Below are 14,213 nucleotides of genomic sequence, written 5' to 3'. Positions count from 1 at the left end.
GGCTCAGCTCCGTCGCGTCACGGTCAGCGCCACGGCGGCGATGCGCTCCACCCGTTCATAACCCGGCTCGAGCAATTGTTCGCCGAACACGTCCGGGTCCAGTTCCTCGTAGAACCAGGCCCACTGCGGCTGGTCGAGCACGTCGCGCAGGGCCTCGAGGAACGGGTCCTGCCCGTCGATCATGGCCACGCCGGTGTACAGCAGCAGGCTGCCGCCCGGGGCCAGGCGCTCCAGCGACTCACGGACCATGCGCAGCGACAGCCCTTCACCAAGCCGGCCGCCGCCGTGCCGGTAGGTGCGCTGCCGGGCATCGAGCATGTACGGCGGATTGGCGACGATCAGGTCGAACCGGCCCGTGATGCCTTCGAGCACATCGCTGTACTCCACCGTGACATTGGCCAGTTCGGCCAGCGCCACGTTCACCGCCGAATAGCGCAGCGCCAGGGGATTGATATCCAGCGCGCTGACCTGGGCATGGGGCCGCGCCCGGGCGATCAGCAGCGCGCCGATCCCGGTGCCGCAGCCGATCTCGACGGCATGCTCGATCGGCGCCGTTGCATGTTGCAAGTGCGCCTCGATCACCCGTGCGAAGCGATAACTGTCCGGCCCGAAGAACACCGCATCCGCCGTGTCGGTGGGGAAGCCCGAATGCACCAGCAACAGGTCATGCACGCTGGACCAGCGCACCTGGCTACGCAGCAGCCCGTCGTGTGGCCGGACGATGCCGGCCTGGCGCATGTGCTGCAATTCGTCCGGCGACAACAACGACTCATCGAACCCCAGGTTCCAGCCGAATACATCGCGCAAGGTCAGCGCCGGTCGCGACGCGTTCTGCTGCTGGTAGCGCTGCTGGGTCAGCGGGGTAACGCAGGTGAAGCGGTAGCCATCGGCATGCAGGCGTCGCCCCAGGTGCAACAGGGCCTCGTCGCTCAGGCGTTGCTCATCGGTCAATTGCATGGCAATGCCCTCCCTTGAGGCCGGTCAGTTGAATGTAGCGACGGGTGGCGACCAGGCCCAGCGGCGTGGCATGGCGGTCACCGGCCATCTGCTCGATCAGTTCGGCAATCGACAGCTCCCGCTCCGGCCGAGGCAGCTCGACCTCCGGGAACAGCACCGGCACCGAACGGGTCTTCGGCGCCTGCCAGTCACCGGCGATCCAGTCATGCAGCAACTGCTTTTCATAAGGGCTGAACACCCCGAACATCGCTGCCTGCGGGCCTTCCACCAATTGCCAGAAACGGCTCTCGGCGGGATCGCGATCACGCAGGATCCAGCGCTGGCGCTGCAACGCATCGAGAAAGGCCGGAAAGCTGCCGGGCGCGGAGAGCCATTCGTTGACCGTGCGCCCGTCGAACCGGCAGCGGTCCGAATGCAGGTGCTGGGCGAAAACCCGTTTGCGCTCAAGGGCGGCCAACAGCTCGCTTTCCAGGTCGAAGCCCGCAGCCACGTCCATCGAGCCTGCGCCCAGGTCGTTCAGGCGATAGCCCCGGGCCAGGCGCCTGTAGAATTCATCGCCGCCCTGCTCCGGCCAGAACTGCCGCACCGCCTCCAGGGCCTTGTTGGCGTGGCCGGTGCTGGCATTGTCGATGGTCACGTGCAGGCGGAAATAATGCGGGTCGATGCCCAGTTCGTCCAGTTCATGACTGCTGATCAGCAGGTGCAACGGCAGTTGCTCGTAGCCCAGGTTGTAGCCAAGCACCTCCGGGAAGAATGCTTCGCTGTTGCAGCCCAGGGCCAGTTGCAGCGCGCCTTGCAGATAACGCTCATCGGCCAGCGGCACCGGCTCGTGGCAGCCTTGCTCGGTGAGCAGGCGGCGCCAGATCACTACGTGGTTGCAGGCCGGGTCGCCGTCGCCCAGTTCCTCAAGGTAGATGCGAATGAGCCCGTGGTAACGCGGGTCGTCCCAATGGGCCAGCACCCCATGCAACCAGGCACCATCGACGGCCTTGGTCGGGGTGACCTGCTGAAGGAAATACAAGGCGTGGGCCCGGTTGCTGAACATGCGGCGCGGTGCTCCAGCGCGGCGCTGCTCAAGGTAATCGGCATAGCGCTGGGCGACCTGCGCATTGCGCTGCTCGATCCAGGCGCCCAGCTGCCCGGCAGACACCGGCAGGTCGTCGCCCAGGGCATCGGCACGGCGCAGTTGGGCCGCCAGCCATTCCTCACTGCCCGTCACGCCACCGCGCAACAGCTCAAAATACAGGTTTTCAACACCACCCCCGTGCACCGCGGGGCTGGCCTTCACGTCGTCCAGCTCGGGCATGCGTCCCATGATTGAATCCCCTGCGCAAACTCTGTTGGCTATCTATGCAAGGGAGGATCCCGGGCGCTGACTAGTTCAGATTCTTTGCGCCAGGGCAGGGCGAGTTGCACGGGGCTTTTAGCTGCCAGTTGGTACCAGCTGATTAAAGTTTATTCATATTCGGACTAAGCACCGGGCGGCAATCGACAGGCTCCAAGCCATACTCCACAATGTCACGCTTAGAAAAATAAAAAACCTTGCCTTGCCAACGACATACCTTCTTTTAGTGAGCACCTACGTGAAAACCTCTCTCTCGATCTTCAGTCTGCTGCTAATGCTCACTGGTACCGTCGGCGTCACCGCCAACGCCGTCGCCCAACCCGCTTCCGCCCTCGAACAGCGCGATCCGTCCAAGCTGCACCTGGCTTCCGGCAGCGCCATGCTGGTCGACCTGCAGACCAACAAGGTGCTGTATTCCAGCCATCCCGACATGGTGCGCCCGATCGCTTCGGTGACCAAGCTGATGACCGCCATGGTCGTACTCGATGCCAAGCAGCCGATGGACGAGATGCTGACCATGACCATCGCCCAGACCAAGGAAATGAAGGGTGTCTACTCACGGGTTCGCCTGGGTAGCGAACTGAGCCGCCGCGAGACCCTGCTGATCACCTTGATGTCTTCGGAAAACCGCGCTGCGGCGACCCTGGCCCACCATTACCCGGGCGGCTATGGCGCCTTCATCAAGGCGATGAACGCCAAGGCCAAGGCCCTGGGCATGACCAGTACCCGTTATGTCGAGCCGACCGGCCTGTCGCCGAGCAACGTCTCCACTGCCCGCGACCTGACCAAGCTGCTCATGGCCGCGCGCAACTACCCGCTGCTGAGCGAACTGAGCACCACCCGCGAGAAAACCGTGGCCTTCCGCAAGCCCAACTACACCCTGGGCTTCCGCAATACCGATCATCTGGTGAACAAGCCGAACTGGGATATCAAGCTGACCAAGACCGGTTTCACCAACGATGCCGGCCACTGCCTGGTGCTGCTGACGAAGATGGACAACCGTCCGGTGGCGATGGTGATCCTCGATGCCTTCGGCAAGTACACCCACTTCGCCGATGCCAGCCGCATGCGCCAATGGCTGGAAACCGGCGCGACCAAGCCGGCACCGGCGGTAGCGGTGCGCTACAAGGCAGAGCGCAGCCAGAATCGGCCGCAGGTGGACTGACCTGGAGGGCCTCATCGCCGGCAACGCCGGCTCCCACAAGGTTCTGCGGTGAACGCAATACCTGTGGGAGCCGGCGTTGCCGGCGATGAGGCCAGTAGCAACACCAGCAAACCCCGTTCAGGCAGTGGTATCGACGCTATTCCCCGAAGTACTGCTCCCCGACTCGGTCAGCGCCGCCAGCAGTGCGGCATTGGCCTGCAACAACTGGCCGGTAGTCGCCGCCACCGCCGCCTGGGCTGAGGCGATGCGGGTCTGCTTGATGGTGTCTTCCTGATCGCTGGCCATGGCTTCCTGCAGTTCTTTCTGCTGCTGGGCCAGTTGCTTCTGCAATTCCTTCACCCGTTCGCGCAGCAGCTTGACTTCATTTGACTCGCTGGCGGTCTGCGCCGTCTTTTCCGACGCCGTGGGCGCTGCCGCGCCGCCGCTGCGTACTGCCGACAGATCGCCTCGCACACTGCCCTCCGGCACCGCCGATGGATCGGAAGCGACATTGGTCTTGTTGGTCACGCTGCTGAGGTTGCCGTTGATCGACAGGTTCGATGCCAGGGCTTTGAGGTAATCGGCCATGAAAATTAACGTCCTGAAATAAGAGATCCGAACAGGGCATCGGCCGTTGCACATAAACCTTTAACCCGTTCTCCCTGCGTAAATTTCCTCGCCGCTTCTTCGTTCTTCCCCTGACACCTCAATCGCGACCGAGATGGCAATGACCAAACCCCGCTCCCGCAAAGCCCTGTTCATCGGCCTGCCGCTGGTCCTGGCGCTCGGCCTCGGCGCCGCTGCCGCCGGCTGGCTGTACTGGAAGAACGACGCCGGCTACCCGCGCAAGATCGTCGAGCAGGCCAACGCCCTGCACGAGCACATGATTTCCTTCGACAGCCATATCACCGTGCCCCTGGACTTCGGCAGCGCCGGGCGCGAAGCGGACAAGGACGGACCGGGCCAGTTCGACCTGGTCAAGGCCGGGCGCGGGCGGCTGTCCGGCGCGGCGCTGACCATCTTCGGCTGGCCGGAACTGTGGAACGGCCCCAATGCTCCGCACCGGCCGACCCCGGGCTTCGTCGACGAGGCCCGGCACCAGCAGGAAGTGCGCTACAGGATCATCACCGGCATGGTCCGCGATTTCCCCAACCAGGTCGGCATCGCCTATACCCCCGACGACTTCCGCCGCCTGCACGGCGAAGGCAAGTTCGCCATTTTCATCAGCATGCTCAACGCCTACCCGCTGGGCGATGACCTGGACCAGCTGGACCTGTGGACCGCCCGCGGCATGCGCATGTTCGGCTTCAACTACGTGGGCAACAACGACTGGTCCGACTCGTCGCGGCCACTGCCGTTCTTCAACGACACCGCCGACGCCCTCGGCGGCCTGGCGCCTATCGGCAAGCAGGCGGTGACCCGGCTCAACGACCTCGGGGTCATCATCGACGTGTCGCAGATGTCCACCCTCGCACTGGAACAGGTCGCCCGCCTCAGCCGCGCGCCGCTGGTGGCCTCGCATTCGGCACCGCGGGCGCTGGTGGATATCCCGCGCAACCTCAGCGACAAGGAACTGCAACTGATCAAGGACAGCGGCGGCGTGGTGCAGATCGTCGGCTTCCCGACCTACCTCAAGCCCCTGAGCAAACCCACCCTGGACAAGCTCGAGGCATTGCGCGCGCGCTTCGACCTGCAGCCGCTCGACGGCCTGGCCAACGCGCTGATGCCCGGCGACGCGGTGATTGCCATCTGGCCCGAGGCGCGCTTCGGCGACTACGCCAGCAACCTTTACGGCATCGTCGACAAGGAACCCAAGGCCGGGCTGAAGGCGTTCGGCGACGCCATCGACTATGCGGTGAAGAAGATCGGCATCGACCATGTCGGCATCGCCTCCGACTTCAACGACGGCGGCGGCCTGGACGGCTGGAAGGACGTCAGCGAGATCCGCAACATCACCGCCGAGCTGCTGACCCGCGGCTACAGCGAGGCGGACATCGCCAAGCTATGGGGCGGCAACTTCCTGCGGGTCTGGGAGCAGGTGCAGAAAAGCGCCCGCCCCGTGGCCGCCGTTACCCCTTGAACCGGACCGCCCCCGACATGAACGATCGCCGCACCTTTCTCAAGCAGGCCGCCATCCTGGGTGCCGGCCTGCCGCTGGCCAGTTCGCTGGCCAAGGCTGCCGAAAAACCTGCCGGCATGCCGCTGTTGCAGGGGCCGGACAAATGGCGGCGCCTGCGCGAGCTGTTTCCCCTGGACCCGGACACCGCACACTTCGCCAACTTCCTGATCACCGCCCATCCGCGCCCGGTGCAGGAGGCCATCGACCATTACCGCCGCGAGATCGACCGCAACCCGGCGGCGCTGATGGACTGGGAGAGCCAGTACGAATGGCAGCGCGAGGGCGAGGTCCGTGACTGGGCCGCGCGCTACCTGGAAGTGCGGCCGCGGCAGATCGCCCTGACCGGCAGCACCACCGAGGGCCTGGGCATGATCTACGGCGGCCTGCAGGTGGGCGCCGACCAGGAAATCCTAACCACCGAGCACGAGCACTATTCCACCCACAGGACCCTGGCCTTTCGCGCCCGCCGCCAGGGCACCCAGGTACGCAAGCTGCGCCTGTTCAAGCACCCGTGGGAGATATCCAAGGACCAGGTGCTGACCACCATCGACCAGGCCATCCGCCCGCAAACCCGCGTGCTCGGCATGACCTGGGTGCATTCCGGCAGCGGCGTGAAGCTGCCGGTGGGCGAAATCGGCGAGATCGTCCGCCGGCACAACCGCGACCGTGACGAACACGACCGGATCATCTACGTGGTGGACGGTGTGCACGGCTTCGGCGTGGACAACCAGCGCTTCGCCGACTTCAACTGCGACTACTTCATCTCCGGCGTGCATAAATGGATGTTCGGCCCGCGCGGCACCGGGCTGATCTGCGCCGCCTCGGAACAGATGGGGCCGTTGGTGCCGACCTTCGCCACCTTCTCCCAGGACGAGGACTTCGCCACCACCATGACCCCGGGCGGCTACCACGCCTTCGAACATCGCTGGGCCATGGGCAAGGCCTTCGAACTGCACCTGCAACTGGGCAAGGCCGACGTCCAGGCGCGCATCCACCAGCTCAACGACCGCCTCAAGGCGCGTTTGCTGGAACACCGCCAGATCCAGCTGGTAACCCCGCGCAGCAGCGAGTTCTCCGCCGGTTTCACCTTCTTCCGCATCAAGGACCGCGACCCGGATGCCATCGCTGCGTACCTGGCGGACAACAAGGTGATGTCCGACGCGGTGAACCGCGATGTCGGCCCGGTGATCCGCCTGGCCCCGGGCCTGCTCAACGACGAGCAGGAAATCGACCGGGCCATGGCCCTGCTGATCAAGAAACTCTGAAGGAAAGCCTTGCGATGACTCCTGTCCTGTTCCGCCTCACCCTGACCGCCCTGCTCGGCTCCGCCAGCCTGCCCGCCCTGGCGGCCGGCGACCAGCCCGGTACGGTGTTTCGCGACTGCAAGACCGCTTGCCCGGAAATGGTCGTGCTGCCCGCCGGCAGCTACATGATGGGCACCCCGGACGACGAGCTGGGACGCCAGCCGGATGAAGGCCCGCTGCACCAGGTGACCTTCGCCAGGCCCTTCGCCATCAGCCGTTTCCAGGTCACGGCCGGGGAATGGGATGCGTATGTCCGTGAGTCCGGGGTGAAGATCGCCGATGGCGACACCCGCCCGGGTCGCGAGTGCAAGGCCAGCAAGCCGCGCTACAAGCAAGGCCCGAAACAGCCAGCGGTGTGCATGGACTATCACGATATCGAAGCCTATGTGGCCTGGCTGTCGAAGAAGACCGGCAAGCACTACCGCATGGTCAGCGAAGCCGAGCGCGAATATGCCGCGCGCGGTGGCAGCACCGGGCCCTTCCCGTTCCCGCTGGACCCGGACGCCGAGTACGAGATCAGCCAGCACGCCAATGTGTACGGGCCGAAGGACGGCTACAGCTACACATCGCCGGCAGGCAGCTATCCGCCCAACGATTTCGGCGTGTACGACATGCACGGCAACGTCTACGAATTCGTTGCCGACTGCCATCACGACAGCTACGTCGGCGCGCCGAGCGATGGCAGCGCGTGGAAGGAGCCGGGCTGCAAGGTGGTGCAGATCCGTGGCAATGACTGGGGCGAAGCGCCGATCTTCTCGCGCTCGGGGAACCGCAACAACGTGTACATCACTACCCGTGGGGACTGGCTCGGGTTCCGGGTGATCCGCGAACTTTGATGTCGTCTGTCCCGGCCTCATCGCCGGCAACGCCGGCTCCCACAGATTCTGCGGTGCACACAATACCTGTGGGAGCCGGCGTTGCCGGCGATGAGGCCCTCAGCACCACCCCAAAATCAGGAGGCTTGCAGTCAGCACATCAGTCCATCGGGAGCTGCCCGAAACCTGCCCATGAATTATTTACTTACATATTCCTGCGCAGGTTTTCGATTCTCATTCGTCCTTACAAGTGCAGCCCTCGGTTGAGCATCGGCTCGACCCCACTTTTTACGAACAAGACTGATGCAATGGCCCAACAATCGAAAAAGTCCAAATCCAGGTTGTGGTTCCTGGTCCACAGCTGGCTTGCCCTGCCCATCTGGTTCTTCGTGCTGATCGTCTGCGTCACCGGCACCCTGGCCGTGGTCAGCCAGGAAATCGTCTGGCTGGCCAACCCCGATGTGCGCGCCAGCAAACCGAACGACGATGCCGAGCGCCTGAGCTTCCAGCAGATCCTCGATGCCTTGAAGCAGGCCGAGCCGGACATGGCCGTGCGCTACATCAGCCAGCCGGACGGTTCGCACTTCGCCCTGAACGCCGCCGTGACCTTCCCCGACGGCACCGCGCCGATCCTCTATGTGAACCCCTATACCGGGGCGATCCAGGGCAAGAGCCCGGACTTCAACTTCGAAGGCTTTACCCGCGCCCTGCACGGCTGGTGGCTGGTGCCCTTCACCAATGGCTACAGCTGGGGCTGGTACCTGGTGTCGCTGCTTGGCCTGCCGATGCTGGCGTCACTGGTCACCGGGCTGGTGGTCTACAAGCGTTTCTGGAAGGGCTTTTTCAAACCGACCCTGCGTTTCAACCAAGGCGCGCGGATCTTCTGGGGCGACTTCCATCGCTTGAGCGGCATCTGGTCGATCTGGTTCATCGCGGTGATTTCCATCACCGGCACCTGGTTCCTGATCCAGGCAATCCTCGCCGACAACCACATCACCCTTTCCACCGAGCCGATCACGCCGGTGATCGCTCGCGAAGACGTGCCGCTGTCGGACAGCAAGGCCCCGGTACCGCGCATCGATCTCGACGAAGCCACGCGCATCGCCACCACGCAGGTCCCCGGCCTGGACGTGACCTTCGCGCAACTGCCGGCCAATGCCTACGGCCACATCTACCTGGGCGGCCGCGGTTGGTATCCGCTGATGTTCCAGACCGCCAGCGTCAACCCCTACACACGCAAGGTCGACGCCTCGTTCCTGGTCGGCGACCGCTCGGCCCTGGAGTTCGTCACCGAATCCATGCGCCCGCTGCATACCGGTGACTTCGGCGGGCTCGCCATAAAGCTGATCTGGGCCTTCTTCGGCCTGCTGCTGTCGATGATGGTGCTCAGCGGCCTGCTGATCTGGACCAAGCGCACCGCCCAGGCCACCGCCGCCGCCCTCAAGCGTGCCGACAGGGCGCCGAGGGCAACCCAGGTCACCGGCGAAGCCGCCACGGAGATGCAGCCATGAGCCAGGCCCGCGACGCTGTCACTGCACCGAGCCCGCTGAAACAGTGGTGGCTGAAATGGCGCTTCCACCTGAACATCCTGCTGTTGCTGATTCCCCTCGGCTTCATGCCCAAGTACTTCGCCGACGCGAAAATGTTCCGCGGCGAAAGCGGCCTCGGCGCCAACCCGATCGAGAACATCGCCGTCGGCCCGTGGAGCATCAGCCTTTCCGAACTGCTCGCCGACGCGCCGCGCCAGGACGGCCCGGCCGGTTACTTCAAAACCTTCAACGCCGCGCTGTGCAGCACCTGCGGCAGCGAGGTCAAGGCCGCCTACCTGCGCATCGGCAAGCCACGCAGCCTGCGCGCCGCCGGCACCATCTTCTTCGGCAACCCGCACCGCATGAGCACCAGCCTGCCGGTGCCGGAGCGCACCCGCGCCGACGCCGAACTGTGGATCACCCTCGAAGGCTGGGACGGCAGCCTGCACCAGGCCTCGGTCCCCCTGGCCAAGGCATCCCCTGCCACCCTCGCCTGGCTGAAAAAACAAGGAGGCAAACCATGATCTTCAAAGCCGGCAGGCTCGTCCTGCCCCTGTTGCTGCTGGCCTGCGCCGGCCCTGCCCTGGCGCACAACCCGATGTGCCAGTGCGAGCCGATCGATGGCGAACGGATCAAATGCACCGGCGGCTTCTCCGACGGCAGCGGCGCGCCGGGGGTGACCCTGGATGTGATCGGCTACGACGAGACGGTGCTGGTACCCGGCAAGCTCGGCGACGACTCGACCCTGACCTTCAAGCGCCCGGACGGCGAATTCTACGTGCTGTTCGATGCCGGCCCCGGCCATGTGGTGGAAATCGACCATGCCGACATCGGTGAACCATGAGCCAGGTCCAGGTGGTACGACCGGCCGGTGCCGGACATGAAACCCTGTATGTGGCGCTGGTCGCCCTGCTGATCCTGGTGCTGGCCGCCGCCGTGGTCGGCCTGCGCGGCGAGCGTGAGGACGAGACCCGGGTCGAGGACCACCAACTGGATGCCCGGCTTGATCTCAATGCTGCCGAGCAAGGTATCTACACCGACTTGCGGGTGGCCTTCGACGAAGTCCAGGCACGCCGCGATGAAGAACCAGGCCTGGCCAGCGTCGAGCTGCTGGCCGAGGAAGGCTTCGCGCCCTTTGTCGCCGATGCCAGCAGCGTTACCCGCGGTGCGCACCAGTGGCGCCAGGTCAACGCCGCCTATGTCGGCCTGAGCGCGAAACCGGACACCGCCGGCAGCTTCGTCCTGCTGGTGCCCGAGGCCCACGACGGCGCAGCCGATGTCTGGCTGAGCCGCGAGGCCGCGCCCACCCTGCCCGCCGAACTGACCGCCAGCGCCCTGCAGGCCGCCGGCTGGAAACAGATCGCCACCCACTACGACGCCGGTGTCACCCGCCAGCATCAGCACTGACCCGCAAGGAATGCCCATGCTCCGTTCCGTTGTCCTCCGAGTCCTCAGCCTGTTCGTCGCCGTGGCCCTGCCCGCCCTGGCCTTCGCCGAAAACGGCAAGCCGCTGCGCATCGGCATCACCCTGCATCCCTACTACAGCTACGTCAGCAATATCGTTGGCGACCGCGCCGAAGTGGTGCCGCTGATTCCGGCCGGTTTCAATCCCCATGCCTACGAACCGCGGGCCGACGATATCAAGCGCATCGGCACGCTCGATGTGATCGTGCTCAACGGTGTCGGCCACGACGACTTCGCCGACCGCATGATCGCCGCCAGCGAAAAGCCCGGCATCGCGACCATCGAATCCAACGCCAACGTGCCACTGCTGGCCGCCACCGGCATCGCCGCCCGGGGCGCCGGCAAGGTGGTCAACCCGCACACCTTCCTGTCGATCAGCGCCAGCATCGCCCAGGTCAACAACATCGCCCGCGAGCTGGGCAAGCTGGACCCGGACAACGCCAGGTTCTACAGCCAGAACGCCCGCGACTACGCCAAGCGCCTGCGCAGGCTGCGCGCCGATGCCCTGGCGCAACTGACCGAAGCGCCGAACCCGTCGTTCCGCGTCGCCACCATCCATGCCGCCTACGACTACCTGGTGCGCGAGTTCGGCCTGGAAGTCACTGCGGTGGTGGAACCCGCCCACGGTATCGAGCCGAGCCCGGCGCAGCTGAAGAAGACCATCGACCAGCTGCAGGCCCTGGACGTCAAGGTGATCTTCTCCGAGATGGATTTCCCGTCCGCCTATGTCGAGACCATCCAGCGCGAAGCCGGGGTCAAGCTCTACCCGTTGACCCATATCTCCTACGGCGAATACACCAAGGAAAAATACGAGGTGGAAATGAAGCGCAACCTCGACACCGTGGTCCGCGCAATCAAGGAGAACCAGGCATGACCGTGGCCGAAGCCGTGCTCGCTGCACCCTGCGGGCCGTCCATCGAGTTCGACGGCATCGACCTGACCCTTGGCCGCACGCGGATCCTCGACCAGGTGCGTTTCCAGGTCGCGGCCGGCAGCGTGCACGCTATCGTCGGCCCCAACGGCGGCGGCAAGAGCTCGCTGATCAAGACCCTGCTCGGGCAGATGCCGCACCAGGGCCGCCTGGCCCTGACCTGGCCGGACGCCGCCCGGGTGATCGGCTATGTGCCCCAGGCCCTGGAGTTCGACCGCGGCCTGCCGATGACCGTGGATGACTTCATGGCCGCGATGTGCCAGCGCACCCCGGCGTTCCTCGGCCTGTCCAGACGCGTGTCGCCGGCCATCGACGCGGCCCTGGCCCGGGTCGGCATGCAGGACAAGCGCAAGCGGCGCATGGGCGCCCTGTCCGGCGGCGAGCGCCAACGCGTGCTGCTGGCCCAGGGCCTGATCCCGGCGCCGCAATTGCTGGTACTGGATGAACCCATGTCGGCGCTGGACGAAGCCGGCATCCAGGTGTTCGAGCGCCTGCTCGGCGAATGGCGCCAGGCCGGGACCACGGTGCTGTGGATCGAGCACGACCTGCAAGCCGTGTCCCGCCTGGCCGACCGCGTCACCGGCCTGAGCCGCCGGGTGCTGTTCGACGCACCGCCCAGGGAAGCCCTGACCCCCGAGCGCCTGCTCGGCCTGTTCTCCATCCACCCGCGCAGCGAGAGCATCAGCTGATGAACTACGAAGAATTCCGCCTGATGATCCAGGGCTGGGCCAGCGCCGGCTACCTGCCCGAAGCCCTGGCCTATGGCTTCGTGGTCAATGCCCTGCTCGCCGGGCTGATGATCGGCCCGGTGCTGGGCGGCCTCGGCACCCTGGTGGTGGTCAAGCGCTTCGCCTTCTTCTCCGAGGCCGTAGGCCATGCCGCGCTGACAGGCGTGGCCATCGGCATCCTGCTCGGCGAGCCCTACACCGGCCCCTATGGCAGCCTGTTCGGCTACTGCCTGCTGTTCGGCATCCTGCTCAACTACCTGCGCAACCGTACCGGGCTGTCGCCGGACACCCTGATCGGCGTATTCCTCTCGGTATCCCTGGCCCTGGGGGCGAGCCTGCTGCTGATGCTGGCGGGCAAGATCAACGTGCACATCCTGGAGAACGTGCTGTTCGGCTCGGTGCTCACGGTCAGCGGGCAGGACCTGGTGGTGCTCGGCATCGTCGCCGGCCTGGTGCTGGCCCTGGCCCTGCCGCTGTACAACCGCATCATGCTGGCCAGCTTCAACCCGCAACTGGCGGCAGTACGCGGAGTGGCGGTGAAGCGCCTGGACTACCTGTTCGTGGTGCTGGTGACCCTGGTCACGGTGGCGGCGGTGAAAGTCATCGGCGCCATCCTGGTCGGTGCCCTGCTGGTGATTCCGGCGGCAGCGGCGCGGCTGGTCAGCCAGTCGCTCAAGGGCTTCTTCTTCGCCTCGGTACTGATCGCCACCTTCAGCACCCTGATCGGCATTCTCCTGCCTATCGTCTTCGACCTGCCGGTGCCTTCGGGCGCAGCGATCATCCTGGTCGCCGGCAGCTTCTTCGCCCTCGCCGCGCTGGCGCGCGGCCTGGTTCCACGCCTGCAAGGAAACCCGGCATGACTGCAAACCTCAAGCACCTGAGCCTGGCCCTGCTGCTGGCCGGCCTGCCCTTCACCGCCCTTCCCCTCGACGTCCAGGCCCGGGACACGGCGAAACCTGCCGTGCAGCAACAGGCCGCCGTCACCGTGCTGGCCTCGCTGCCGGTGACCTACGGCCTCGGCAGCCTGCTGCTCGATGGCACCTCGGTGAAGCTGGTGCGCGCCGCGCCGGAAAACCTCCCGGCCACGCGCCAGCCGTCGTACTTCAGTGGTCGTGGCGCGACCAGCCTGCAAAAGGCAGCGACCCAGGCCGATGCGGTGATCGGCCTGCGCTCGATATGGAGCGACGATCCGCTGTACCCGGTGGCACGCCGCAGCAATATTCGCATCGTCGAGATCGACGCCGCGCGCCCGGTGGACGGCGCCCTGCCAGGCATCGCGGTGCAGGGCGACAACGTGTTTGCCGGCTACCCCTGGCTGAACCCGACCAACCTGGGGCGCATGGCCGATGTGCTGGCCAACGATCTCGGGCGCCTGTCACCGGCCGACCACGAGAAGATCCAGGCCAACCTGGCCGGGCTCAAGCGCCAGTTGCTCGACCTCACTGCCGCCAGCGAGGCGAAGCTGGCCGAGGCGGACAACCTGAGCGTGGTCAACCTGTCGGATCGACTGGGGTATCTGGTGGGTGGCTTGAACCTTGACCTGATCGATCACCCGCAGGTGGCCGATGACCAATGGACGGCGGAGCAGCTGAAGCAACTGGGTGACGAGTTGAAAGGGCAGGATGTGGCGCTGGTGCTGCATCACAAGCAGCCGGTGCAGGCGGTGGTGGAGGTAGTTGCCGCATCGGGAGCGAAGCTGGTGGTGGTGGATACCGATGCGCCCGACAGCGTGGCCGGGTTGAAGGCCGGGGTGGATCAGGTGGTGGGGGCCTTGGCTGCGGGCAAATCCTGAGTAGGGCCTTAAGGGCCTCATCGCTGGCAAGCCAGCTCCCACAGGGTCAGAGGGAGCTGGCTTGCCAGTGATAGGGCCCGAGAGA

Annotated in this window: 15 protein-coding genes; 12 read left to right on the top strand and 3 right to left on the bottom strand. The window is 65.5% G+C overall.

What is annotated here, in order from left to right; translation table 11 throughout:
* Positions 1 to 3: 3 nt before the first annotated feature.
* Positions 4 to 957, bottom strand: a complete 954-nt coding sequence (locus ACPFMA_RS09520; RefSeq protein WP_279898398.1) for a class I SAM-dependent methyltransferase — start codon at positions 955 to 957, stop codon at positions 4 to 6.
* On the bottom strand, positions 941 to 2,272 hold the full coding sequence (locus tag ACPFMA_RS09515) for an iron-containing redox enzyme family protein (RefSeq protein ID WP_425930062.1): 1,332 nt from the start codon (positions 2,270 to 2,272) through the stop codon (positions 941 to 943). Before ACPFMA_RS09515 ends, ACPFMA_RS09520 begins: the two co-directional genes overlap by 17 nt.
* A 268-nt stretch (positions 2,273 to 2,540) precedes the next feature.
* Between ACPFMA_RS09515 and pbpG the strand changes: the two genes are divergently transcribed.
* Positions 2,541 to 3,467, top strand: coding sequence for a D-alanyl-D-alanine endopeptidase (pbpG, locus tag ACPFMA_RS09510; RefSeq protein ID WP_037058468.1), 927 nt, complete (start codon positions 2,541 to 2,543; stop codon positions 3,465 to 3,467).
* 117 nt (positions 3,468 to 3,584) lie between these two features.
* Here pbpG and ACPFMA_RS09505 read toward each other — a convergent pair whose 3' ends face one another.
* Positions 3,585 to 4,034 (bottom strand): hypothetical protein, encoded by a 450-nt coding sequence (locus ACPFMA_RS09505; protein ID WP_064304843.1) that lies wholly within the window; start codon positions 4,032 to 4,034, stop codon positions 3,585 to 3,587.
* A 139-nt stretch (positions 4,035 to 4,173) separates the two neighbouring features.
* On the opposite strand from ACPFMA_RS09505, the gene pvdM reads away from it, so the two are divergent.
* The 11 genes from pvdM (at position 4,174) to ACPFMA_RS09450 (ending at position 14,128) form a co-directional block, all read left to right on the top strand.
* A complete protein-coding gene (pvdM, locus tag ACPFMA_RS09500; protein ID WP_064304842.1) occupies positions 4,174 to 5,526 on the top strand; it encodes a pyoverdine-tailoring dipeptidase-like protein PvdM in 1,353 nt (450 codons plus the stop codon).
* A 17-nt stretch (positions 5,527 to 5,543) separates the two neighbouring features.
* Positions 5,544 to 6,830 carry an aminotransferase class V-fold PLP-dependent enzyme gene (locus ACPFMA_RS09495; protein WP_425930061.1) on the top strand — a complete coding sequence of 429 codons (1,287 nt, stop codon included), beginning with the start codon at positions 5,544 to 5,546 and terminating at the stop codon, positions 6,828 to 6,830.
* Positions 6,831 to 6,844: 14 nt separating this feature from the next.
* On the top strand, positions 6,845 to 7,705 hold the full coding sequence (locus ACPFMA_RS09490; RefSeq protein WP_064304840.1) for a formylglycine-generating enzyme family protein: 861 nt from the start codon (positions 6,845 to 6,847) through the stop codon (positions 7,703 to 7,705).
* Positions 7,706 to 7,992: 287 nt separating this feature from the next.
* Positions 7,993 to 9,195 carry a PepSY-associated TM helix domain-containing protein gene (locus tag ACPFMA_RS09485; RefSeq protein ID WP_425930060.1) on the top strand — a complete coding sequence of 401 codons (1,203 nt, stop codon included), beginning with the start codon at positions 7,993 to 7,995 and terminating at the stop codon, positions 9,193 to 9,195.
* Positions 9,192 to 9,737, top strand: coding sequence for a thiamine pyrophosphate-binding protein (locus tag ACPFMA_RS09480; RefSeq protein WP_420058947.1), 546 nt, complete (start codon positions 9,192 to 9,194; stop codon positions 9,735 to 9,737). Before ACPFMA_RS09485 ends, ACPFMA_RS09480 begins: the two co-directional genes overlap by 4 nt.
* Positions 9,734 to 10,057 (top strand): hypothetical protein, encoded by a 324-nt coding sequence (locus ACPFMA_RS09475; protein WP_425930059.1) that lies wholly within the window; start codon positions 9,734 to 9,736, stop codon positions 10,055 to 10,057. The genes ACPFMA_RS09480 and ACPFMA_RS09475 overlap by 4 nt, the downstream gene beginning before the upstream one ends.
* Positions 10,054 to 10,620 carry a DUF6162 family protein gene (locus ACPFMA_RS09470; protein WP_425930058.1) on the top strand — a complete coding sequence of 189 codons (567 nt, stop codon included), beginning with the start codon at positions 10,054 to 10,056 and terminating at the stop codon, positions 10,618 to 10,620. The genes ACPFMA_RS09475 and ACPFMA_RS09470 overlap by 4 nt, the downstream gene beginning before the upstream one ends.
* A 16-nt stretch (positions 10,621 to 10,636) precedes the next feature.
* Positions 10,637 to 11,551, top strand: a complete 915-nt coding sequence (locus ACPFMA_RS09465; protein WP_425930057.1) for a metal ABC transporter substrate-binding protein — start codon at positions 10,637 to 10,639, stop codon at positions 11,549 to 11,551.
* Positions 11,548 to 12,297, top strand: a complete 750-nt coding sequence (locus tag ACPFMA_RS09460) for a metal ABC transporter ATP-binding protein (RefSeq protein ID WP_425930056.1) — start codon at positions 11,548 to 11,550, stop codon at positions 12,295 to 12,297. Before ACPFMA_RS09465 ends, ACPFMA_RS09460 begins: the two co-directional genes overlap by 4 nt.
* Complete coding sequence (locus ACPFMA_RS09455) at positions 12,297 to 13,196, top strand: metal ABC transporter permease (protein ID WP_425930055.1); 900 nt, start codon at positions 12,297 to 12,299, stop codon at positions 13,194 to 13,196. The genes ACPFMA_RS09460 and ACPFMA_RS09455 overlap by 1 nt, the downstream gene beginning before the upstream one ends.
* Complete coding sequence (locus tag ACPFMA_RS09450; RefSeq protein WP_425930054.1) at positions 13,193 to 14,128, top strand: metal ABC transporter solute-binding protein, Zn/Mn family; 936 nt, start codon at positions 13,193 to 13,195, stop codon at positions 14,126 to 14,128. Before ACPFMA_RS09455 ends, ACPFMA_RS09450 begins: the two co-directional genes overlap by 4 nt.
* The last annotated feature ends 85 nt before the right edge of the window (positions 14,129 to 14,213 follow it).

It is taken from the genome of Pseudomonas sp. NyZ201, assembly GCF_049860765.1.
Classification (GTDB): Bacteria; Pseudomonadota; Gammaproteobacteria; order Pseudomonadales; family Pseudomonadaceae; genus Aquipseudomonas; species Aquipseudomonas bharatica.
The sequence above is the reverse complement of the archived record's forward strand: the minus strand, read 5'-3'. Positions and strand labels throughout refer to the sequence as shown.